This is a genomic window from Marinobacter sp. OP 3.4 (assembly GCF_036224885.1).
Lineage (GTDB): Bacteria > Pseudomonadota > Gammaproteobacteria > Pseudomonadales > Oleiphilaceae > Marinobacter.
The window spans coordinates 43,651-66,784 of record NZ_JAVVLT010000035.1; the positions used below are offsets into that span (position 1 = coordinate 43,651).

At 62.1% G+C, this 23,134-nt stretch carries 22 protein-coding genes; 11 read left to right on the plus strand and 11 right to left on the minus strand.

The genetic code is table 11. From position 1 onward, the window contains the following. Positions 1-65 precede the first annotated feature (65 nt). Positions 66-1,727: a multidrug ABC transporter permease/ATP-binding protein gene (locus RO069_RS07110; protein WP_328186313.1), complete on the minus strand. Its 1,662-nt coding sequence runs from the start codon at positions 1,725-1,727 to the stop codon at positions 66-68. Between the two features lie 202 nt (positions 1,728-1,929). On the opposite strand from RO069_RS07110, the gene RO069_RS07115 reads away from it, so the two are divergent. The 7 genes from RO069_RS07115 to RO069_RS07145 all read left to right on the plus strand — a co-directional run bounded on the left by RO069_RS07115 (position 1,930) and on the right by RO069_RS07145 (position 11,330). After that, positions 1,930-2,856, plus strand: coding sequence for an iron-siderophore ABC transporter substrate-binding protein (locus tag RO069_RS07115; protein ID WP_328186314.1), 927 nt, complete (start codon positions 1,930-1,932; stop codon positions 2,854-2,856). Continuing rightward, positions 2,853-4,868 (plus strand): Fe(3+)-hydroxamate ABC transporter permease FhuB, encoded by a 2,016-nt coding sequence (gene fhuB / locus RO069_RS07120; RefSeq protein ID WP_328186315.1) that lies wholly within the window; start codon positions 2,853-2,855, stop codon positions 4,866-4,868. The genes RO069_RS07115 and fhuB overlap by 4 nt, the downstream gene beginning before the upstream one ends. Positions 4,869-5,273: 405 nt before the next feature. Next, the gene (locus tag RO069_RS07125; protein ID WP_328186316.1) at positions 5,274-6,785 is read left to right on the plus strand and encodes a lipopolysaccharide biosynthesis protein; all 1,512 of its coding nucleotides are present in this window, start codon (positions 5,274-5,276) and stop codon (positions 6,783-6,785) included. 32 nt (positions 6,786-6,817) lie between these two features. Next, a complete protein-coding gene (locus RO069_RS07130; protein WP_328186317.1) occupies positions 6,818-8,308 on the plus strand; it encodes an alkaline phosphatase family protein in 1,491 nt (496 codons plus the stop codon). Between the two features lie 4 nt (positions 8,309-8,312). Continuing rightward, positions 8,313-9,455, plus strand: a complete 1,143-nt coding sequence (locus tag RO069_RS07135) for a polysaccharide pyruvyl transferase family protein (protein ID WP_328186319.1) — start codon at positions 8,313-8,315, stop codon at positions 9,453-9,455. Continuing rightward, complete coding sequence (locus tag RO069_RS07140; RefSeq protein WP_328186320.1) at positions 9,452-10,435, plus strand: glycosyltransferase family 2 protein; 984 nt, start codon at positions 9,452-9,454, stop codon at positions 10,433-10,435. The genes RO069_RS07135 and RO069_RS07140 overlap by 4 nt, the downstream gene beginning before the upstream one ends. Positions 10,436-10,469: 34 nt before the next feature. Then, on the plus strand, positions 10,470-11,330 hold the full coding sequence (locus RO069_RS07145) for a hypothetical protein (protein ID WP_328186322.1): 861 nt from the start codon (positions 10,470-10,472) through the stop codon (positions 11,328-11,330). Between the two features lie 46 nt (positions 11,331-11,376). Here RO069_RS07145 and RO069_RS07150 read toward each other — a convergent pair whose 3' ends face one another. The 5 genes from RO069_RS07150 to RO069_RS07170 form a co-directional block, all read right to left on the minus strand. Next, positions 11,377-12,279: a hypothetical protein gene (locus RO069_RS07150; RefSeq protein WP_328186323.1), complete on the minus strand. Its 903-nt coding sequence runs from the start codon at positions 12,277-12,279 to the stop codon at positions 11,377-11,379. 74 nt (positions 12,280-12,353) lie between these two features. Then, positions 12,354-12,905 carry a GNAT family N-acetyltransferase gene (locus RO069_RS07155; protein ID WP_328186325.1) on the minus strand — a complete coding sequence of 184 codons (552 nt, stop codon included), beginning with the start codon at positions 12,903-12,905 and terminating at the stop codon, positions 12,354-12,356. A gap of 51 nt (positions 12,906-12,956) precedes the next feature. Beyond that, entirely contained in the window at positions 12,957-13,565 is a 609-nt protein-coding gene (locus tag RO069_RS07160; protein WP_328186327.1) for a LysE family translocator, read from the minus strand. 305 nt (positions 13,566-13,870) lie between these two features. Beyond that, complete coding sequence (locus tag RO069_RS07165; protein WP_328186328.1) at positions 13,871-14,701, minus strand: AraC family transcriptional regulator; 831 nt, start codon at positions 14,699-14,701, stop codon at positions 13,871-13,873. 105 nt (positions 14,702-14,806) lie between these two features. Further along, positions 14,807-15,436 carry a hypothetical protein gene (locus RO069_RS07170; protein ID WP_328186329.1) on the minus strand — a complete coding sequence of 210 codons (630 nt, stop codon included), beginning with the start codon at positions 15,434-15,436 and terminating at the stop codon, positions 14,807-14,809. A gap of 299 nt (positions 15,437-15,735) precedes the next feature. Here RO069_RS07170 and RO069_RS07175 point away from each other — a divergent pair, with 299 nt between their 5' ends. From RO069_RS07175 to RO069_RS07190, 4 genes are all read left to right on the plus strand, one after another. Continuing rightward, on the plus strand, positions 15,736-16,035 hold the full coding sequence (locus tag RO069_RS07175; protein ID WP_328186330.1) for a hypothetical protein: 300 nt from the start codon (positions 15,736-15,738) through the stop codon (positions 16,033-16,035). Positions 16,036-16,124: 89 nt separating this feature from the next. After that, positions 16,125-16,682: a CBS domain-containing protein gene (locus RO069_RS07180; RefSeq protein ID WP_328186332.1), complete on the plus strand. Its 558-nt coding sequence runs from the start codon at positions 16,125-16,127 to the stop codon at positions 16,680-16,682. A 121-nt stretch (positions 16,683-16,803) separates the two neighbouring features. After that, positions 16,804-17,859, plus strand: coding sequence for an NAD(P)-dependent alcohol dehydrogenase (locus RO069_RS07185; protein ID WP_328186333.1), 1,056 nt, complete (start codon positions 16,804-16,806; stop codon positions 17,857-17,859). 195 nt (positions 17,860-18,054) lie between these two features. After that, positions 18,055-18,951 (plus strand): hypothetical protein, encoded by an 897-nt coding sequence (locus tag RO069_RS07190; protein ID WP_328186334.1) that lies wholly within the window; start codon positions 18,055-18,057, stop codon positions 18,949-18,951. Positions 18,952-19,022: 71 nt separating this feature from the next. Here RO069_RS07190 and RO069_RS07195 read toward each other — a convergent pair whose 3' ends face one another. From RO069_RS07195 to RO069_RS07215, 5 genes are all read right to left on the minus strand, one after another. Continuing rightward, positions 19,023-21,062 carry a PhoX family protein gene (locus RO069_RS07195; protein WP_328186336.1) on the minus strand — a complete coding sequence of 680 codons (2,040 nt, stop codon included), beginning with the start codon at positions 21,060-21,062 and terminating at the stop codon, positions 19,023-19,025. 228 nt (positions 21,063-21,290) lie between these two features. Beyond that, entirely contained in the window at positions 21,291-21,917 is a 627-nt protein-coding gene (locus RO069_RS07200; protein WP_328186337.1) for a DJ-1/PfpI family protein, read from the minus strand. Between the two features lie 71 nt (positions 21,918-21,988). After that, on the minus strand, positions 21,989-22,282 hold the full coding sequence (locus RO069_RS07205; RefSeq protein ID WP_328186339.1) for a HigA family addiction module antitoxin: 294 nt from the start codon (positions 22,280-22,282) through the stop codon (positions 21,989-21,991). Next, positions 22,282-22,467 (minus strand): type II toxin-antitoxin system RelE/ParE family toxin, encoded by a 186-nt coding sequence (locus RO069_RS07210; RefSeq protein ID WP_328186340.1) that lies wholly within the window; start codon positions 22,465-22,467, stop codon positions 22,282-22,284. Before RO069_RS07210 ends, RO069_RS07205 begins: the two co-directional genes overlap by 1 nt. 164 nt (positions 22,468-22,631) lie before the next feature. Further along, a complete protein-coding gene (locus RO069_RS07215) occupies positions 22,632-23,114 on the minus strand; it encodes a hypothetical protein (protein ID WP_328186343.1) in 483 nt (160 codons plus the stop codon). Positions 23,115-23,134: the final 20 nt, after the last annotated feature.

The window sequence follows — 23,134 nt, forward strand, 5'->3', positions numbered from 1 at the left end:
CTCCCGGTCCGTTTCCTTCAGACTACGCAGCTTCCCTGCCCCGGACAAGGGCGCCTGCCCGGAGTTCACACCTGATTCAGGCGGGCCACCGCGTCCCTTGAAGCCAGGTCACGCTGCTCACCGGTCAGCTCGGCCAGGTGCCCTTCCTTCATTTCCAGCAGACGATCGGCCCGCTCGAAGTAGTGGTCATCGTGGCTGATCGCAAAGACCGTCACCCCCATATCGTGAAGGTTGGTCAGCAGTTCCTGGTAGAAGGTACGCCGGAACTGCGGATCCTGGTCCGCCGCCCACTCGTCCAGCAGCAGGAAGTCCCGGTTTTCCGCCACCGCCAGCAGCATCGCCAGGCGTTTACGCTGGCCCTGGGACAACTGCGGGTTGGTGACCCGGTTACCGTCAAACAGCAGCTTGCCCTTCATCTGCAGCCGCTGCAGCCAGGTGTCCACCCGTTCCGGGTCCGGATCCTCGCCGTTGGGGCCCATGAGTCGGTCGAACAGGTGAAAATCGGTGAACACGGTGGAGAATCGCTGGCGGAACCGCTGCCAGTCGTCTTCGGTTTCCACTGGCGTGCCGTCCACCAGCACCTGGCCTTCCCGGGGCCGGTAGAGCCCGGTCAGCAGCCGCGCCAGGGTGGACTTACCACTGCCGTTTCCACCGATCAGGAATACCAGTTCGCCACGGTGCAGGGTCAGGTCAATGGGTCCCACGGTGAAGCCATTGCCGTCGCTATCCGGGTACTGGTAGGTCACACCCTTCAGCTCGATGGTCTGCCAGTCCCGCGCCGGGGTGGTTTCGCCGAAATCCCGCCGGTATTCCGCCAGCTTGAGGGATTCCAGCTTGCGGAAGGCCACCTGGGCATTGAGCAGGGTCGGCAGGGCCCCCACCGCCTGGATCAGCGGCGTACGCAGGAACAGCAGCGTCAGGGAATAGGTGGCGGCCACGTTGGTGTTGGCCCAGCCCAGGCCGTTGGCCAGGAAGAAGGCCACGCCGATGGCCCCCAGCATCATGATATTGGACCAGTTCACCGCCGACAGGTGGTAGGTGTCGGAGCGGATGATATGGCTGCGGTAGGTGCGGGAGTGGGTATCATAGTCCCCCTCGTACAGCTCCCTGGCCCGGCTGCGGTTGAGGGCCAGTTCCTTGTGGCCGTCGATGACCGACTCATAGTCCCGGTAGAGGGCATCCTCTGTCTCCCGCACCCGCGCCAGGTGATGGTACACGTTCTGCACCAGGAACCAGCCCACCATCATGGTGAACACCACCCACAGGGCGGTCACCGCCAGCATGCCCGGCGACAGCCACCCCAGGTAAAGCACCGCCCCGATGGTAACCACCACCCCCTGGACCAGTTCCGGCAGGCGCACGAAGGCAATGGTGACATTACGCACATCGGCGGACAGGCTGGCCAGCACCCCGGCGCTGCCGATCCGCTCCAGGGTTTCGGTGTCGGTATCCATGATCCGCTTGATCAGGCGCGCCCGCAGGTCATAGACGAAATGGTGGCCCAGGGTGGTCAACGCCAGTTGCGCCCCCAGGGTGACCACCAGCAGGAGCAGCACCAGCCCGAGGAATTCCGGCAGCACCTGCCAGGGCGCGGCCACCGACTCGATCAGCTTGTCGTTGATGTAGGCGATCACACCAATACCGACCACGGCGCTGGCCAGGCTCAGTAACATGATGATCAGGAACGAGGTCCGGTATTGGCGATAGACGATGGCCAGTAGTTCCATCTGGTCTCCAGGGTGCAGGATGAAGGGTGAGTGGCCCGGCGGGGCGGGCGAATGTATAATGCGAATCAGTAATTTTCGCGCACAGCCACCCTGCATGCAAACGGAGCTGCATCCCATCGGGCCTTCCCGGATACCGGGACGCCAGCCTGGTTCACCGGTGCAGCGCAGTTCCCGAGGTCCACTTCACCCGATGTTGCCATCAATGCCCCGACATTCATTGGCCCGTGACGGTCTACGGCATGTCAGCAAGGCACCGCTGGCCGCCACCCTGGCGATCTGCTGCCTGTTCCTTGCCAATGCCCTGTCCGACGCCCACGCGGATTCCTCCACCCCACGGCTTGCCACCGTCGACTGGACCATTGCCGAAACCCTGATGTCACTGGGGGTGGAGCCGGTGGCCGTCGGACAGGTGGCGGAATACCAGGCCTGGGTGGAGCAGCCCGCCCTACCGGAGTCCGTGGTGGACATTGGCCTGCGGGCCCAGCCCAACCGGGAGCTGGTGGCGTCCCTGGACCTCGACCGGTTCCTGCTGTCGCCCCTGTTCGCGGCCCTGGAGCCCACCCTGTCCCGAATCCTGCCGGTCACCACCCTGTCCATCTACGAACCGGAAGGGGACCTGTGGCAGAACCTGGTCACCGCTACCCGGGAAATCGCCGACATCGCCGGGGTGCAGGCACGGGCGGACCGGGTTGTGGAGGCGCATCGCGAGCGTATTGCCCAGGTCCGGAAACGGCTGCCGGACGCGGTCCCGGAGTTGCTGGTGGTGCAGTTCATCGACGACCGTCACGTGCGGGTCTACGGCAAAGGCAGCCTCTACGACATGGTTCTCGAACGGCTGGAGCTGGACAACGCCTGGCAGGGCGGCACCAATCTCTGGGGCTACGCCACCGCAGGCCTGGAGGAACTGACCACCACTGGTTACCTGGTGGTGGTGGCCCCCATGCCCATGGGCGTTGGCGACCACCTGGCCAGCAACCGTCTCTGGCAGTCCCTGCCATCGGTGAAGGCGGACCAGGTCCTGCACCTGCCGGCGGTCTGGAGCTTCGGCGGCCTGCCCTCCGCCGCCCGTTTCGCGGAGGAACTGGGTGAATCCCTGGCCACATCCCGGTCCGAGGCGGCTGATTCATGAACCGACTCGCCCTCCGCCTCTCCCCGGCTTCCCTCTCCCCAGCTCCCCTCTGCCTGTTGCTGGCCCTGGCCTGTGGCTGGCTCGGATTCAACCTGATGCAGGAGACCCTGTCCCAGGCGGCGGGCTCGGTTGTTGACTGGATCTCGCTGCTGACCTCGCGGAACAGCGATGACATGACGGCGGCGGTGGTCTGGTACAGCATGCTGCCCCGCATGGCCATGGCGCTGATGGTCGGCGCCGGCCTGGGGCTGGCGGGCGTACTCATGCAACAGGTGCTGCGCAACCCCATCGCCGGCCCCACCACCCTGGGCGTGGCCAGCGGCGCACAGCTCGGCCTGCTGGCCGCCACCCTCTATGCCCCCGGCCTGCTCGCCTTCGGCGGCGAATGGCCGGCCCTGGCCGGTGGCGTGGCCTCGCTGCTGCTGGTGGTCGCCCTGTCCTGGCGCCGACGGCTGGCCCCGGTGGCCGTGGTGCTGGCGGGCCTGGTGGTCAACCTCTACCTGGGGGCCCTGAGCACCGTACTGATCCTGTTCAACCAGGAGGAATTCCGGGGCCTGCTGGTGTGGGCGGCCGGCTCCCTGGCCCAGAACAACTGGGATGACGTGTTGCACCTGCTGCCCAGGCTGCTCGTGGCCGCGGTGGTGGCGGGCCTGCTGGCGCGCCCCCTGCGCCTGCTGGAACTGGATGAAGCCAATGCCCGCAGCCTGGGCGCCTCGGTGCGGCAGTTGCGACTGCTGGGCCTGGGCGTTGCCGTCTTCATCACCGCCTCGGCCGTCAGCCTGGTGGGTATTGTCGGCTTTGTAGGCCTGGCCGCCCCGGCCATCGTCAGGCTGATGGGGGCACGCTCCCTGATACAGCGCCTGCTGTGGGCTCCCGTGCTGGGAGCCCTGCTGTTGCTGACCACGGACCTGGCCCTGCTGCAGGTGGCCGGAAAGTTGCCCGCCGTGATCCCCACCGGCGCCATGACCGGCCTGCTGGGGGCACCGCTGCTGCTATGGCTGATTCCCCGCCTGGCCCTGAAAGGCGGCCCCGCCACGCCGTCCGCCGTTGGCCTCCACACCCGGAAGGTTCATGCGCCCCGTCTGCTGGTCCGGCTTCTGGTGCTGCTACTGGTCTCCCTGGCGGTGGCCCTGTTCGTCAGCCGGGTGCCGGAAGGCTGGTCGCTGGAAGGCCTGGACCAATGGTCCACCATCAGCCAGTGGCGCCTGCCCCGGATACTGGCGGCCATGGGCGCTGGTGCCCTGCTGGCCCTGGCCGGCACCGCCATCCAGCGCATCACCGGCAACCCCATGGCCAGCCCGGAGGTGCTTGGCATCAGCTCCGGCACCGCCATCGGCCTGATCGTCACCATCGCGTTGATGACCAGTGTCTCGCTGCCGGGACTGCTCCTGGCCGGTTCCCTCAGTGCCTTTGCCACCCTGATGCTGCTGGTGCTGCTGAACCGCCGCAGTGGTTTCCAGCCAGAACGGCTGTTGCTGACCGGCATCGCCATCACCGCGCTGTTCGACCCGATACGGAGCATGATCCTGGCCAACGGCGACCCACGGGTGCAGCAGATGATCGCCTGGATGTCCGGGTCCACCTACTACGTGGACACCTTCACCGGCACAATCGCCCTCCTGTGCGCCGCTATCATGGTCGCCCTGACACCCCTGGTGGCCCGCTGGCTGGACCTGCTGCCCCTGGGCCAGGATTCGGCCAGGGCCCTGGGCGTTGGTGTCAGCCGGGTGCGGCTGCTGTTGCTGGCGCTGGTATCGGTGCTTACCGCCTTCGCCACGCTGATTGTCGGGCCCCTGAGTTTCGCCGGTCTGCTGGCACCGCACCTGGCCCGCATGCTGGGCCTGTCCCGGGCCCTGCCCCACCTGTTGGGTGCGGCGCTGATCGGGGCCACCCTGATGGTGGCGGCGGACTGGCTGGGGCGGCAGATCCTGTTTCCCCAGGAAATTCCCGCCGGCCTGATCTCGGCGCTGCTGGGTGGCGCCTATTTCATGTGGAGCCTGCGCAGGCACTGATGGGCCACGGCCCAGACTCCCAGGCTACCCGTCTCCAATCCCGGCACGTTGACCCTCCAGGGGTGATTCGGCACTCTATCGCTCGCCAGGGAATGACGTATGGGCAAGGAATCGCCGGATATCCCCTCCCCTTCTCCACGTGTGCTTCAGGTCCGGGTTGGCACCCATAATGCATTGCATCTGGTGTAGCCATACCAACCAATCTCATCGACGACGGGTGGTCCGGCACCGTTTCATTGCCATCTGTTAAGTGGGCCCGGGGACGGGTAAGGCGATACTCTAACCGGATACTCAACTGGATTCGCTTCATGGCCGTGTAGCAATGGCGATGTAACGTCGCGGAAAGTACAGGTCCGGATTCGGCCTGTGGCATTCACTCTCATAGACGGTTAAAACGGACTTACCTTGTCTACCAACGCCGATCGTGTCTTTTCGAACCAGCACCTGGAAGGGGACCTCAAGGGCCACTCCGTGCGGAGTGTCGGCTTCACGGTGACGGCCCAGGGCCTCAAGCTGCTGTTCCAGCTCGTCTCCATTACCGTGCTGGCCCGTCTGCTACAGCCGTCGGATTTCGGTCTGGTGGCCATGGTCACGGTGTTTACCGGTCTGGCCATTGTGTTCATGGAAGGCGGTCTCTCCATGGCCACCATCCAGCGTCCCCACATAACCCATGCGCAGGTGTCCAACCTGTTCTGGACCAACGTTGCCCTGGGGGGCCTGCTGTGCCTCATCTACATAGCCGCGTCCCCCCTGGTGGCGTGGGTGTATGGCGAGGACAGCCTGATCGGGATCATGTGTGCCCTGAGCCTTTTCTTCCTGATCGGCGGGCTCTCGGTACAGCATGAGGCCATCCTCAAACGGCAGATGAATTTCCGGTCCCTGGCGGTGATCGAGGTGGTTGCCAACCTGTTCGGCGTTGGCGTGGCCATCGCCATGGCCTGGTACGGCTTTGGCTACTGGTCCCTGGTGGGCCAGCAGATCGCCACCATTGCGGTGATGAGCATCATGCGGTGGCAGGCGGCCCGCTGGGTGCCGGGGTGGTTGTCCCGGGGCAGCGGCGTGCGGTCACTGCTGGGGTTCGGCGTCAACCTCACTGGCGCCAACTTCGTGGGTTACTTCGCCACCAACATCACGCCCTTCGGCATTGGCCTGGTGGGCGGTGCCCAGCCCCTGGGGCTGTACGACCGCTCCTTCAAACTGACGTCCATCCCCTCCAAGCAACTGCTGCCGCCGGTGTTCAACGTGTTCCAGTCGGCCCTGGCCCGGGTGGCGGAAGACAAGCCCCGCCTACGCTCCGCGATTGTGTCCCTGGCTGGCAAGATCGCACTGACCACCGTGTTCGTGACCCTGGTGATGGTGGTCACGGCGGACTGGATGGTGGCGGTGCTGTTGGGTGATGGCTGGGATGAGGCCGTGCTGATGTTCCAGCTCCTGGCTACCTTCTCCGTGGTCACCCCGATCACCACGTTTACCGCCATCAGCCTGGTGGCCATCGGCGAGTCGAAGGCCCTCCTGAAGTGGAAGGTCATCACCTTTTTCATCCTGCTGGTGGCCATCGCCATCGGCTCCATCTGGGGTGTCATGGGCATTGTGGTGGCTCACGCCATCTCCGGGTTCTTCATCCGGATGCCGCTGTTCCTGGTCTACTCCACCCGGTTCCTGCCCATCACCATGGCCGACCACCTGCGGGCACTTGTGCCCAGCCTGCTGATCGGCCTGGCCACCGCTGCGCTGCTGTATGCCCTGCGCACAGTGTTCGAGCCACAGAATCCGGTTCTGGCGCTATTACTGTTCGGTGCCATCGGTGCCGGTCTCTATCTGGTGCTTTCGCTGTCCGTCCGACGGACGCGGGTGGATATTGTCGAGCTGCTCGGCTATGTCCAGACCGCCTGGATGCGAAAGCGTAACAGTCACTGATCCAACATCGTGTCCTGTACAGGGAGGTGATCATGAAACTGCTTGTCATCGGAATCGACGGTGGTTCCCGGAACATTATCGATGCCATGCCCATGCCCTTTACCCAGGCGCTGTTTGCCCGGTCCGCCAGCCGCAACCTGGACGAGGACCTGATCAGCCGGGGCTGGGCGGAAATCCTCACCGGTGAGCATGCGTCGGACAACAAGGCGTTCTACCTGATGCCGGTGGCGGAAGGGGGCCTGGACTTCAACGCCTCCTATTCCAAGTCAGACATGCTGTCCTACAGCCGCAATGACCCCATCTGGAAAAGGCTGAACCAGGCGGGCACCTCGGTGGGCCTGATGAACATTCCCACCACCGGACCGGCGGACCAGGTCAAGGGGTTCCTGGTGGCCGGCGGTGGTGGTGGCGTCAAGGCCGACGGCGCCATCCCGCCCACCATGATGCACCCCCAGACCTATAAGCCAGTGCTGGAGCAGCACAACTACGTGTTTGATGTGCGGTTGCCCGGCGGTGAGAGCACGGTCTCCGGGTTCCTGGAGAAGATCCGCCAGGCGGAGAATGCCCAGAAGGACACCTTCATCGAACTGGCGCGCAGGGAGAAACCCGAGTTCGGCTTCCACTGTTTCCGGATCACCACCGAGGTGCAGTACCTGGCCCGGTTCGAGATTGAACGGGCCGCGGAAGCCATCCGCAAAGCCAAGGAGAACGGTGGCGACTTCCAGCCGGAAACCCCCACCCAGCAGAAGGTGATCGAGCACTACACCAACCTGGACAACAGCATCCGGGAGCTGTTCGAAACCCTGGAACCGGAACACTACATCTTTGTGGGGGACCACAGCACCGCCCTGCTCAAACATGAGGGCAACGTGGATGTCTGGCTGGAGCGGGCCGGTTACCTGAGCCGCATGTCGAATGCCGAGCGCAAGGCCCGGGGCGGCCTGATCCGCCTGCGCAACAAGTCTGACCGGATCGCCGTGAAATACTTCGGCAGGAAGTCCCCGCCCCTGATCCGCCGGCCCCTGACCAAGTTCAGCCCCGGCCGAACCCGGGCCTTCGGCACCTTCTACGACACCGGCAACTTCGCTGGCATCTTCATCAACGACCGGTCGCGGTTCGGTGGGCCGGTGTCCAGCGAGCAGGAACACGAACGCCTGGTGGATGAGATCTGCGAGAACCTGAACACCAGCGAGGAAGCGAAGGAATACCAACTGCAGGCCAGGCCGTACCGCCGGCAGTATCCCGGCGCGCAGTTCCAGCGGCTGATGCCCGACATCCGCCTCCACAAGCCCGACAGCCTCTATTTCTCCGGTCGCAACTGGGAATTTATCCGCGACAACGGCAACCTCAAGCCGCTGGACGAGAACCTGGCGGGAATCCGCTACCCCCACACCGGTGCCAAGGGCCACGACCCGCTGTTCGTGTTCAGCCAGGAACTGGAACAGCATCTGCAGGCCGACGATCCCAACGACCTGCGGGTGGTCTACCGGATGATCTGCCGGCACTTCGAAGGTGCCGCCTGACACCATGAAGATCGCGATCCTCACACAACCACTCGGCCACAACTACGGTGGGTTGCTCCAGGCCTTCGCCCTGCAGCAGTATCTCCGCGACCAGGGCCATGAGGTCCAGACCCTGGACCGGCGACCGCCGGACCGGCCCCTGCAGGCGCTACTGGACTACACCATCAACACCGCCAAGTACCTGCTGGGCCGGATCGGCACCGTTCCCACCCGGCGCAGACAGGAACAGGTATACCGCGAGCTGGCCACTTTCCGGGACCGGCATATCAGCCTGTCCAGGAGCATCACCTCGGAACGGACACTGCGGGACTATTACCGGCAGAATCCGTTCGATGCCTACATCGTGGGCAGTGACCAGGTGTGGCGGCCCCGTTACTCGCCAGGGCTGACCAACTACTTCCTGGACTTCCTGGACGATATCGGCAGCCCGGCCCGGCGGCTGAGTTTCGCTGCCTCCTTCGGCGTGGACGAATGGGAATTCTCACCCCGGGATACCGACCGCTGCCGAGACCTGCTGAGGCGCTTCCATGCGGTGTCGGTGCGGGAGCAATCCGGCGTCCGACTGTGCGAGCAGTACCTGGGGCGGACCGCCGAGTGCGTCCCCGACCCTACCTTCCTGCTGGAACGGGAGGACTACGAGACCGTGATCGACAGCCCCGCCGGGCCCGACAACCAGGGCAAGGTACTGACCTACGTGCTGGACACCCAGCCCTCGAAACAGCAGATAGTCCACCGGGTGGTGGCCCTGCTCGGCCGGGAGAGTTTTACCATCAAACCCCGGAAAGCCCTCTGGGAAGTCCGCAGGGACACCTTCGACCAGTGCCTCTACCCCGGTGTCGGCGCCTGGCTGCAGGGCTTTCGGGACGCGGAGTTCGTGGTGACGGACTCCTTCCACGGCACCGTGTTCTCCATCCTGTTCAACAAGCCCTTTATTGCCGTGGGCAACCACACCCGGGGGCTGTCCCGCTTCCAGTCGCTGCTGACCCGGTTCGGCCTGCTGGACCGGCTGGTGGAACACGCGGACGAGATCACCACCGAGCAACTTCAGGCGGAGATCGACTGGCCCCGGGTCAATACCGTCCGCCGCCAGCAGCAGGCCCTGGCCCGGCAGTTCCTGGATGACAACCTGCGGGAGGTGACACCGTGACCGATCCACTCGTCTCCGTCATCGTGCCGGTGTTCAATGGGGTGGATACCCTGGAACGGTCCGTGGACAGCCTGCTGGACCAGAGCCTCAAGGCTCTTGAGATCATCCTCATCAACGACGGTTCCTCCGATGGTTCCGGGGACCTGATTGACCGGCTGGCTGCAAGGCACCCGCAGATCCGGGCCGTCCACAACCCACAGAACCAGGGCGTCCACGAGACCCGCCTGAACGGCCTGCGGGCCGCCACCGCCCCATGGATCGGCTTCCTGGATGCCGACGACATTGCCTGCCCGGCGATGTTCGAACGCCTGCACGCCGCCGGCGAGCAACACCGGGCCGATATCGTGGTCTGCGGCGCCTACCGGGTGACCGGCGACCGCAAGGTCATCAGTCCCAAGCTGCGGTTCCGCGACAATGCCACCATAACCCGCGATATCTTCCCCCGTTTCTGCCAGTTCCGGTTCGGCACCGGCATGCTCTGGAACAAGCTATTCCGGCGCGAACTCATCATGCCCTACGCCGAACTGCACTTTCCCTGGCGCCAGAACATCAACGAGGACCTGATCCTCAACATCGCCTGCTTCAAGGATGCCGATACGGTGCACCTGATGAAGGACATGCTCTACGAGTATGTGTTCCGGGACACCAGCGTCAGCACATCCGGCAGCGTGGAAAAGGCCTGCCTGCAGACCCTGAGGGCCTACGCCATTGCCGTCAGCCTGTTCCGGGACAGCGGCGACGAGGTGCTGGCGGAGATTACCAACATGTACCGCCAGCAACTGTCCTGGCCCCCCTACCGGCTGGACGATACCCGCGCCATGTCGTCGTTCGGACCGGAAATAGCGGAGGCAGTGGAGCTGATCATGCGCTGTTATCCGGCCGGCCTGGGCGGCCTGACCACCACGCCGCCAAGCGCTCCCATGTCATTGGGCCGGGTGGTCAGGGCGCTCTCGAGAAGATTCCTGGGGGAGCCCGTCTAATGTTCAGCCCGGCTCATTTGAAAGGACTATCCCAATGATAACGGTCAACCTGACGACAACCTGCCAACGACTCCCACTGTGCAAGATCACCCTGATGTCGCTGTGCCTGCAATCCCGGCAACCGGACGAGATCAGGCTGTGGGTATCCGCGGAACCTTACCTGCGCGACGGTGGCATTCCCGATCAGGACGAACTCGCCCGGTATTTCAGTGACCTGCCAGCCGACTGGCAGCAACGGATCAAGCCGCGCTGGGTGACCAACACCGGCCCCTATCGCAAACTGATCCCCGCCCTGCGGGATGCCGGACCGGACGACCTGCTGATCACCGCGGACGACGACATCGCCTACGGCAAGCATTGGCTCAGCACCCTGCTCCAGGCCTATGAACCCGGCAGCGGCGTGGCCATCGCGGGGCGGGTCAGGAAGAAGCGCTATAACGCCTTTGGCAGGACCATGTCCTACATGAACTGGGACATCCTCAGGGACCCCGCCGTGGTCTCGGAGGGCTACATCATCACCTTCGGTGGTGGCGCCGTGCTGTCACGGTCCATGTTCCGGGAGCAGGATATCCTGGACGACGGTTTCCTGGAGGTGGCGCCAACCGCCGATGACCTCTGGTATTCCAAGCTGTTACTGCGCAATGACACCCGCGTCAGGATCATCCCCGAGGTGTTGCGGGAGCTGAATTTCATTGAGCACAACGACGGGCTGGTCAACCACAACCACCCCAGGCAGGTCGCCCTGCTGCAGAAGATCGGCCTGAGGCTTTGGGAATGGATGGCGGGTTACCTGGGCATCCCCGTGTGCGGCAATGACCGGGCCTACCAGAAGGTAGAGCGGTATTTCAGCAAACGGGATAACGACCGCCGGATCCTGCCGGGGCATACCGCCTGACGCCCTGGGGAAAGTCCATCCCGTCCGGGCCTCTGCACAAGACGGATCACTGCACCTGTCCGGCGCCACCATCGCGGACCGCATTGCCCGCCGTCAGTCTGTCCCAGAGATGATAGGCATTGGCCACCGCCGCCAGCTGCCGGTCATTGCGCCCCTCATCACAATTGATCTTCTGCAGTGAGTTCTCGAGGTCGTTCATCCGGATGGCGATATGCTCCTGGTAGCCCAGGCAGCGCACCGGCACGTCAGAGCGCAGGGCCACCGCCCAGAACCAGATATCATCCGCCGTGGGCGCCAGCTCCTGGGCCGATGCCATATCAAACAGCATATAACCGTCCATCACCCCCGGCGGGTACAGGATACCGCCAACACCGGTGAGCAACGTCCGGCAGGGAGGCGTGTTCAACGTGGCCAGGGGCCAGTCCCTATAGGGCCGGAAGTCGCCAACGTCCCGCAGACAGACTTCCCGCCCCCGGAAACCGATGATACTGCCGGGATGTTCCCTGGACTGGGCCACCAGCCGTCCCAACCGCCAGGGCTCGTAGATAATGTCGTCATCCAGGGTAACAATGGCGCTGTCCGGATATCGGTCCCGGACCGGCAGCAGTTTCTTGTAGCTCCTCGTATTGTGAGGCACCCAGAGTATTTCGAGCCCCCGCGCCACCTGGCGCTTGAGGGACCTGGGCAGCTTCCTGCCGGGGAACTCCGGCTCCGCCAGCACCAGTACCACCCGGGAAGGTTGGTAGTCCTGCTGGAAGATGGACTCGATGGTAATCCACACATCATCGATCCTGGCGGGGAACGACGTCAGGCTGACCACCAGGTTGGCGGCCTTATTCCCCTGAAACGCCCGGAACTGCCCCAGCCTCAGCCGGCCCACCAGCAACCGGACCCGGAGATACCGGTATACCCGGTGATACGCCCTGTAAACAATGTTCCGCCTGGCCATACCTGCCCCCTCCTGATGCCCTCATCCATGGATGCATCAACGGTGCCAGGCCGGCCCACGTAGGCGGATAACCCTCAGGACGACATTTTCCCAGTGGGAACAGTCCGATACAGGCAGTGCTCCCGCAGGGGCGACCCCACCGGTACGGCCGGGTGCTCAAATGTGGTTCGATCACGCACCATTCCCAGGCGTTTCATCACCGCTTCCGAGCGGGTATTGAGAACAGCCGTGAACGACACGATTTCCGACAGGTTCAGTTCATCAAACCCGAATGCCAAGGCCGCCCGGGCCGCCTCCGTGGCGTAGCCCTGCCCCCAGGCGTAACGTGCCAGCCGCCAGCCAATCTCCACACACGGACTGAAGGGCAGGTTCGCCTGGGGCTTATTCAACCCCACGAATCCCAGGAACCGCCCGTCCAATCGGCTCTCCAGAGCCCAGAAGCCCCACCCCTGGTCTCGTATCAATGCCTCGCACCGATCCGCCATGGCGTCGCTTTCGGCACGTGTCAGGCGCGCGGGGAAATAGCGCATCACCTCCGGATCGGCGTTCAATGCGGCAAAGGGCTCACGGTCTTCCGGATTCCACTGACGAAGGTGCAGGCGTTGGGTCTGGATGGTTGCAGACATGGTTCCTGAAGACTCTGGTGCAGATGGATTCAGCGATTTCGGATGGGCACCCTACCCATGGATCACTGGCAGGGCTATATATTCATACCCAATCGCCAGGGCCACGTAAATCAGCAGCGCCGCCATGCCCCGGTTGAACCAGCGGAAGAAGACCGGGTTACGGATACGGCGGCCCAACAGCGCCCCGGCCAGGGCGTAACTGCCGGGCGCACCAATGGCCAGCACCGACAGCACCACCGACCAGAACACCAGGCTGGCACCCTGGATACCGGCACCGGGAAACTGGATGGTGGCAATGGGCAGGGTCGCCACAACACCCTTGGGGTTGAGCAGTTGCATGGCCAGGCCTTCGCGGAAACGCAGCGCCCGGGTGCCCGGACCCACTGCGTCAGTATCCACGGTGGCCCGCAGGATCCTGACGGCCAGGTAGAGGATATAGCCGCAGCCCAATACGCTGACCACCATCAGGCCGGCACCGGACACCAGCGACGTCCCGACCCAGCCGAACAGCAGGAACAGGATCAGCATGGCAGTCCCCACCCCCACGAAGAATCCGACGGATCCACGGCACTGGCCATTGATGCCGGCATTCAGGCCAAGCAGGTTCACGGGCCCGGGCGTGTACATCACGCCCACGGCATAGGCGACGATCTCAATCATGGTGTTTACCCTTGGGATGAATGCGGGATGAACCCGTCACTAGTGTGCCGTGCGGTTAATTCGCTGGCCTACTGCGTGTCACTGACGACTCTGGACAAGGCGCCAGTGCGCAGGCGGGGTGGTTCCCCGTCAAGGACTGGCAACGCCGGCCCAGAGTCGTCAGCGGCGCGCCCTTCGGGAGCCCCTGAGAGCTTTGAGTGCCGCGTTGCGATGGCTCGATTTGGAACCACCAAACCTTCGCCACCGCGCCTTGCTCTCAAAGCTCTCAGGGGCTCAGTAGGTCAGCGAATTAACCGCACGGCACACTAGGCGATGACGCTTGCCTGGTACTGTTTCGGGGTCATGCCATAGATGCGCTTGAAGCGCCGGTTGAAGTGGCTCAGGTCCGAAAAGCCATAGCGGTAGACAACATCGGCCAGTGACGCACCGGTCTCCAGCGCCGAGCGCGCCGCGTTGATGCGGCAGTTGATCAGGTACTGGTGCGGGGTAATGCCATATTGCCGCCGGAACAGGCGCACGAAGTGATACTTGGACAGGTTCGCCGCCTCGCTCAGGTCATCCAGGGACAGGTCCGCATCCACATGCTCGTGGATGAAGGCCTTGGCCTGCACCAGCAGCCGGTCAGCACGTCGGACCCGTTCATCCGGCTGGTAGCGCCCCACCCGTTGTACCACGCGGGAAGCCATCTGGTAGAGCAGGTGTTCCTGTTCGATGCGGCTGCCAACTCCGCTGGCAATCAACCGCACCAGTTCCAGGATGTGGTTGCGAAGGACCGGGTCCTGCATCAGCGTCTCGCGCATGCGCAGGTCTCCCATGGAAGTGACGCCCGCCGCCTCCGCCAGCAGTGGCTCAATCTGGCGCGGATGGATGTACAGCATGACGTAGCTCAGCGGTTCCTCGACACCGGAGTGGCCGTCATGAACCTCATCGGGATTGAGCTGGATCACATTGCCGGGGGTGCTGCGGTGGAAGGCACCACTGCTGAAGAAATCCTGCCGGCCACTGAGGGTCACGCCAAAGGCGTATTCCTCATGGGCATGCTTGTCATAGGTAAACCCGTCCATGGCCGCCTGCAGGGCGGTCACCTCCGGCAAGTGCTCGCTCTTGATGAACTGAAACTGGCTGTCCTGTTCCACAATGCCCTCCCGGTCCGTTTCCGGACCATACAGCCCCGATGTACCGATACTCTAACGCCATCCCGGTTGGCTTGCTTGGACAATATTGCTGAATAGGTAACCGGATCAGTCAGTTGATATACGTTCGATGTCCAGTGTTTTCAGGATTTCCTGTATCTCAGCCCGACTACCGGTAGCCTCGTCCTGTCTGGTACCCGCACCAATCATGAAGAAGTAGTCTCCATGGGGAACGATCCAGAGCCCGGACGTTGTCGGAAAACTCCGGCCATCGGGCAGTTCCATGGTGTAGTCCATCCTCGCATAGGCGGACTCAATCCCAGAGACCGTGACTTCGGTCGGGGGCTGAACCATCTCGAAATCCTTGAATACGTTTTCGAACTGCGGGACAACCAGACGGATGATTCGCCCCGGAGGGGTACCTTTCAGTTGTCCGAAAGGTTTGAGGTTGACCTTGAAGCTGGGATTCAGGTCATCAAAGGGCTCAGGATGCTTGGCCATGGCCACCAAAGGAGCCTGGGCGTATTCTTTCATGGCCGCATGGAACTCTTTATCCGTCAGGTGGATCTGGTCAATGTTTTCCCGGTTACGCGCCGCCGTAACATAGTGCCAACCTGAAGGTTTGGTCACGGTGAGACCCACCGTAGGATTGTGGAATACATCACCACTGTCCGCGGAGATCGTGCCTGCCCACAACAGGAGCATCAAGATAACAGCACCCCATCCAGTGATTCTCATGAAATCCCCCTCAATCCTTAATACATTCCTTTCAGGTCTTCATCCGGAACGGGTGGTCAATAGCCCGCCTTTCCGTGCCGGGATCACTGGCTGCCGACATCCCCCTTCACCTCTCTACTCTAGTCCGCACAGACGCAAAGAGATGGCACCAGTCTCGGATATAACGGATACCGCCCCGCTTCCGTGCCCGCAAACAGAGTGACATACTAACGGTAAGCTTTGACTAATATCAGTGTCATGGCCGGACATTGTGGCCCAGTCGTGGTCGCTGATGTCCCCTTCGATCCCTGGAACCGGGCATGGAAACCATAGTGCGCCTACTGTTACTGCTTGTTGTGTTGCTGGCCGCCGGCCCTGCTACCGGGCAGGATGGTATTGTCTCCGGCACCGGCTGGACGGACACCGCACATCAACTGGATGTGGACAGGGATAAAGAGCCCACCACTGATGCTGGCGACGCAACGCTGCCCCCAGGTTTCCACGTCCTGGCGCTTTCCTCCGGTACACCCCACCAGTTGGTACTGGTTTCCGAAACCGGTACGGACTTCCAGGACCACCACCGCATCCGCGCCCCTCCCCTTCTCGACCACCGGATTTAACGCACAACAGGTCGGGTCCTGCCCGCACCTGACCCAATCCGTTATGTCAGGCCCATAGGGGCCTGGTCGAGAAATCAGGAGTGGTCTCCATGAAGAAACTGACCCTTTACCCCATTTCCAGCGTCGACGAGCTGGCATCGCCCCATGGCACCTCCGGCGTATCCCTGGAAACACCCGCGCTGGAGTTCTTCACCGACTTCAGCCTGGTCCAGCCGCTGGTGATCGACGCCTCGGTCACCGCGGTCCAGGCCCGGGAAATGATGATCCGCACCCACGTTCGCCTGAAGTTCGTGGTGGATGAGGCCGATCGGTTTGTTGGCGTTATCAGTTCCGACGACCTTGCCGAGCGCAGGATCGTGCAGAAGGTGGCCGAGGGCTATTCCCGTGGCGACATCGCCGTCACGGACCTGATGACGCCCAAGGGCGAGCTGATGGCCATGGGCATTGACGAGGTAACCCGGGCAACCATTGGCGATGTCGTTAACCTGCTGAAGAATTATCGCCAGCAACACTGCCTGGTGGTCGACCGCCAGACCCACTCGGTGCGGGGAATCTTCTCCTCCAGTGACATCTCCCGGAAACTCCGGCTGCCCATCGATATCCAGGACCGATCGGATTTCTTCCGGGTGTTCTCCGCCGTCCATTGAGGATCAGCCGGCAGGCACCACCTGCCGGCTATTACTATCGCCATCCTTTACACGACCGCCGCCCCATGACAGATTGGTCCATTCCTCCCCCGTCCATCAAAAACCACAAAAGAGGACAACCATGTCAGATGTAAAAGCCTACGCGGCCCAATCGGAAACCTCCGGACTGGCGCCTTTCGGTTTCCAGCCCCGTGCGCCCCGACCGGACGATGTCTCCATCGAGATCGACTACTGCGGTGTCTGCCACACCGATATCCACTTTGCCCAGAACGACTGGGGCCGCACCCTGTACCCGGTCGTACCCGGGCACGAAATCATCGGTCGGGTCACCGCGGTGGGCAGTGATGTCAGCGGGTTCCAGGTAGGCGACCGGGTCGGCGTTGGTTGCATGGTGGATTCCTGCCGCCAGTGTTCCTCCTGCGAGCAGGGCCTGGAGCAATACTGCCGGGAAGGCATGACCCCCACCTACAACGGCACCGACCGCCACGATGGCCTGCGCACCTACGGCGGCTACTCCGAGCGCATCGTGGTCAGCGACCGTTTTGTGGTCCGGGTGCCCGAACAACTGGACCCGGCCACCGCCGCGCCCCTGCTCTGCGCCGGCATCACCACCTATTCACCGCTGAAGCACTTCGGCGTGGGCCCGGGCCACAAGGTCGGGGTGCTGGGCATGGGCGGCCTGGGGCACATGGGCGTCAAGTTCGCCAGGGCCCTGGGGGCCGAGGTCACCATTTTCACCCGTTCCGAAAGCAAAGTGGCGGAGGCGAAGAAGCAGGGAGCGGACCACGTGGTCGTCTCCACGGACCCGGAACAGATGGCGGCAGTGGCCCTGAACTTCGACTTCCTGCTGGATACCATCCCGGTCCACCACGACCTGAACCCCTACCTGGAAACCCTGAAGGTGGACGGCACCCACATCCTGGTGGGCATGATCGAACCCATCGAGCCCACGGTGCATTCACGGAACCTGATCAGCAAGCGCCGTATCCTTACCGGGTCGCTGATCGGCGGCATGCCGGAAACCCAGGAGGTGCTGGATTTCTGCGCGGAGCACGACATCGGGTGCGATATCGAGATGCTGGATATCCACAACATCAACGATGCCTACGAGCGCATGAAGCGGGGCGATGTGAAGTACCGGTTCGTGATTGATATGAAGTCGTTGAAGGATGCCTGATTGTCGCCCTCCGGGCGTTGCTGTCCGGAGGGCGACAGCGGCCAACACCATACCCTGCCAAGGCATGGGACCGTCGGGGCTCACATCGGCCCTGCTATTGTCGATTATGGCGCTATAATTGCTACAGTAATGGCATCACTATTCTCCTGTGGCAGGCAGGAGAATGGCCATCTGTCCCGGCGGTAGGAAATCCCAGTGATCAGAACAACGCGGAAGGGCGCCCTCGCACTCACTACACTCTTGTGCCTGACCTTTATTGATCTGCACCAGCATGCCCACGCCGCCACTTTCCGTGTCGGCCTCCTGCATGGCGACACCGAGATCTTCGATTACGAGCTGTCGGTCATCCGACTGGCGCTGGACAACGCGCCCGGGCAACACACCCTGGAAGTTGTGCCCATGGCAGGCACTCCCCAGAATCGTATTTTTGCCATCCTCAACGAGACATCCGCCCCCATCGACCTTTTCTTCAGCGGTTACAGCCCTGAACGCGAGCGCCAGTTGCTGCAGGTGGATATCCCCCTCACCCGGGGGTTGCTGGGTTTTCGCCTGTTCGCCGTGAAGTCCTCCCGCCTGGAAGAGCTTGGCGACATAGCCACCCTGGAAGACCTGTACCAGTGGCGCATAGGATCAGGCACCGGCTGGCCGGAAAACCGGATCATGCGCCGGAACGGCCTGCAACTGGACACCAGCAGTTACGACAACCTCTGGCGCATGCTCGACTACGAGCGTTTTGATCTCTTTCACCGGGGCATCCAGGAAATCTTTACCGAACTGAACAAACCGGGCCGGGACAACATCGCCGTGTTACCGGGGATTGCGCTGGCCATGCACTACGACTACTTCCTGTATGTGTCCCGCGACCGGCAGGATCTGCACGATATCCTGCTGGAGGGCCTTCAGACTGCCTATCAAAACGGCGCGTTCATGGAAAACTTCCGGTCACATCCGCAGATTCAGACCGCACTGGAACAGAGCCGCTTACACGAGCGCAAGCTGATCTGGCTGGACATGCCCGAGACCAGCAGCCTGGGCCGGATCCCCTCGGAATACTGGCACGCCCCCCAAACCACTGTGGAAAACGCCCACTAGCCGATCACCAGCCCATAGACGAAAAAAGCCGGCCACGAAGGCCGGCTTTCAGGGCTTGCGACGGAAAGCTATCAGGCGCCGATCACGCCACCGTCATCCTTTGTCACCAGCACCGCCGATGAACGGGGATGGCCGTCGGCGGAACCGGCCGGCCAGTTGTCCGGATGCTGGATGCCCACGAACATGCTGGTCTGATCCGGCGTGCTGGTCACACCGGTGACCTCGCAGCCGACCGGGCCCACGAAGAACCGCTTGATCTCACGGGTCTCCGGGTTGGCCGCCAGCATCATGTTGTTCTGGTAGGGGGCCGCATCGCTGCCGTCGGTCTGGATCCAGAGGCGACCGCTGCCATCGAACCAGAGGCCGTCCGGGCTGTTGAAGATATTGCTCTCGTCCAGGGTCACCACGGCTTCACCGTCCACCACCGTCTCGGTGCCGACAGCGCCGGCAAACACGAAGATATCCCACTGGAAGCTGGTGGCCGCGTAATCCCCACCATCCTCGCTCCAGCGGATGATGTGGCCGGTCGCGTTGTCGGCGTTGGGGTTGGCGGCGTTGACCTGGTCTTCCGTCCGTTCGGTGTTGTTGGTCAGGGTGAAATACACCTCGCCGGTGTTGGGATCCACGGCGCCCCACTCCGGGCGGTCCATTGGGGTCGCGCCCATGATATCGGCGGCCAGGCGGGTGTTCAGCAGCACTTCACCCTGGTCGGCAAAGGGGGTATCGAACTGGATATCGCCCACCTGGGTGCCGACAGCGGCGTTCATCGCACTGACGAAATCCGCATCGTCCAGGGACAGCGCCAGCCAGTCACCGGTGCCATCCTCGTTGAAGCGGGCCACGTACAGGGTGCCCTCGTCCAGCAGGTCGCCACTGGCGGTGTCGGCGCGGTACGGCTGGGCGGACACGAACTTGTAGATGTACTCAAAGCGGCTGTCGTCACCGGAATAGCACACCACCGGCTCGCCCTCGGTGGCCGGCGCGAAGATGACACCCTCGTGGCCGAAGCGTCCCAGGGCGGTGCGCTTCTGCGGGCGGGACTCCGGCGCAAACGGGTCGATTTCCACCATGTAGCCGTAGGTATTCGGCTCGTGGCGGTAGTCCAGGTCCGCGGAGACTTCAATGCTGGTGGCGTTGAAACGCTCATACTCGCCGTTGGTGCCGCCCGTGGCGGTTTCCCAGGCGTAGCGTGTGCCGGTGCCAATGCCATGGCGGGCGTGTTCCCGGGGCAGCGGGGTGTCGTCGTTCTTGAAGTAGCCGTGCCAGTTCTCTTCGGCGGCCAGGTAGGTGTTCCAGGGCGTCGGGCCCATGGAACAGTTATTCAGGGTGCCGCGGGTGGCGGTGGCGTCGTTGCTGAAGGCGGTAACCAGCTTGTCGTGGCCACGGAGCGGGCCACGGATGTCCATCTCGGTGGCGCCGGTGATGCGGCGGTTGTATTCGCTGCCGAACACCAGGTCCCAGACGCCATCGGTTTTCTTGATATGGCACACGCTGACACCGTGGGCGGCGATTTCCTTGCGCACTTCATCGGTCACCGTGCGCACGCCGGCATCGACGGTCGGACCATTCTGGTGCAGGGCGTCAATGTCGATGTATTCGTGGTTGATCACCAGCAGCCCTTCTTCGGAGCTGTTGCCGCCGCTCTTGACGTCGATCGGGTAGAAGGTCATGCCGTCATGGTGCATGCCCACCTGCTCTTCCTGCTGGGCGCCGGTGTTGGTGCCATCCGGCTGGAACTCGGGGTAGCCGCCGGTAATCGGGGTGCCCCAGGGCAGGAACACGGTGGCCGTGTAACCGGCCGGCACCACAACCTCGTTGGCGGTGGACGGCATCACCGCCTCGAATCCCAGGGAAACCGAGCCACCGGAACCGCCGTCACCGGGCTGCCCGCTATCATCGTCATCGTCGTCACTGGAACAGCCGGCCAGGCCCAGTGCGGACAATCCCATCAGGCTGGCCAGCGCGGCGCCCACGCCACCCTTCATCACGGTACGGCGCTCCATACGTGCAGACAGCACGGACTGGAAAGGACGGTTGCCGGAATGGTTGACCACCGGCTCGTGCTCGTGGTCACCGGTAATGTGCTCAATACTGTAGTGTTTCTGGTCCATCTTTATTCTCTCTCGCGGCCATGGTTGTGATGTTTATAGCCTTGGCAGGATGAGAGAATTAGTTGACGATACCGTGACGGTTACGTTTCGTTACGATGAATGCTATGTGTCTGATCTACAGATAAAAAAACGTTCACATAAACATCGAAAGTGGATGAGTTGTGGGTAGCCTGTCCTGAGGCTGCAGCAGGGGCGTGACTTTTCTGGCGCGTCCCGAAACCACAAGCCTCAGGAGCTACGCACATACGCTGGCGCTTTCGCGTGTTCCTCGAAGCCCCCGTACTTTCTGGTGGACGGGTAATACTCGGCGCCAAACTGAACCTTGCCAGCCGCCTCCTCACCCGCCACCTCAGCGATAAAGGCCAGCACCATATCGGTGCCGGCGGAGACCCCGGCAGACGACCAGACCGTTCCGTCCTGCACATAACGCTGCTCCAGGACCTCCACATCCCCCAACGCCCGCAGCCTGTCCAGGGAGCCCCAGTGTGTTGTCGCGCGCTTGCCGGAAAGCAGCGAGGCCGCATGCAGCACGAACGACCCGGTGCACACCGAAAGAACAGCCCTGGCACTCTTGGCCTGAGTTGAAACAAAGGACAGCATCTCCGGGTTCGACACTTCCCGCCGCGTGCCCTCACCGCCGGGCACCAGCAGGTAGTCAAGCGGGGGGCATTCCGCAAAGGTGGTGTGTGGATTGACCGACATGCCCTTTGCACAGGTCACGGGCCCTGGCTTCTCGGCAACCAGCAGGCACTCCTCCGGCCCATCGGCAAACCGGCTCCACATGGTGACCATCTCCCATGGACCGACAAAATCGAGTTCTTCAGCCTGGTCGAAGATAACGATTCCGAAGTTCATGGTTTTCTCCTTTCAGAGCCACCCTTCGCCAGGGTGGTGCAGCAGGCAGGGGGCGGTTACACAGCCACTGGTTAAGCTGCGTCGAAGTCCAGGGGGTGAATGCCATCCAGGTTGACCGTATTGCGGGCCACCCAAAGATCGTACATATCCTGCATCGCCAACCAGCTCTCAGGTGTACGCCCGAGAACCTTGGATAGCCGGAGGGACATTTCCGGGCTAATACCACTATCCCCTTTGAGCAGCCGAGACAACGTGGAGGGTGAAACCCCCAGACTGGACGCAAGCTGACGGGCACTGATACCGAAAGGCTCCAGGTACACTTCCCGCATGAATTCACCAGGATGCGACGGATTATGCATGGCCATCAGTGATAATCCTCATAATCAAGAATGTAGGCGTCGCTGTCCTCAAATTCGAACGTCATGCGCCAATTACCGTTAACCCGAACCGACCAACGCCCTTTGTCTTTGCCCTTCAATGGATGAAGCCGAAAGCCAGGGATATCCATGTTCTCCACCGAAGTGGCAGTATCCAGGGCAGTCAACTGCATACGCAGTGTCCTGGCGTGGTCAGGCTGTATGTGGTGTGACGGTATTTACCTGACAGCCCCGCGCGACTGACGAAGCAGGCGTTCTCGCTCATGGGTTTATGTTGGCCGCTGGCGCGGCCAAAAAAACAACTATTGCCTATTGATTCCTAGAAGGCTCATATGTGTTACATTTTATTTCGCATGTTCAGTTCTCTCACTCTTTTTATCACATACTGAGAAAACAAAGGGTGCGTAGCTATCTTTTCAAACTTTTTTACCCCATCATATGACTGTATTATCCTAGAGCATATTTCAGTTTCGCTTTTTCCTTTATTAGAATTATACCTCGAGGCCATAGTAGCGTTTACACTTTGTAGTAAGTTTTCGCTAGCCGTCTCACTTAATATCTGGTTAAGGATATCTCTCCAAGGCCTATCATCGGTTTCTTTTACATCCAGATTATCAAAAACCCAAGCTTTGTAGTCTCTATCTCCCAAGCTAAACTCTTCTTCGGCTTTGTATGTTGAGAATATTTTTTCAGAGAACGGATTTTTACCAATTAAATTAGCACCATTGGGGGCACTTTTCGTTCTATAAACTTTTCCTACATGACCAAATATGTCTACATGGGCACGGAGTCTGTCAACGTAGTTGTCGCGTTTAAGCATTCAGCTCTTTAACAGTTCAC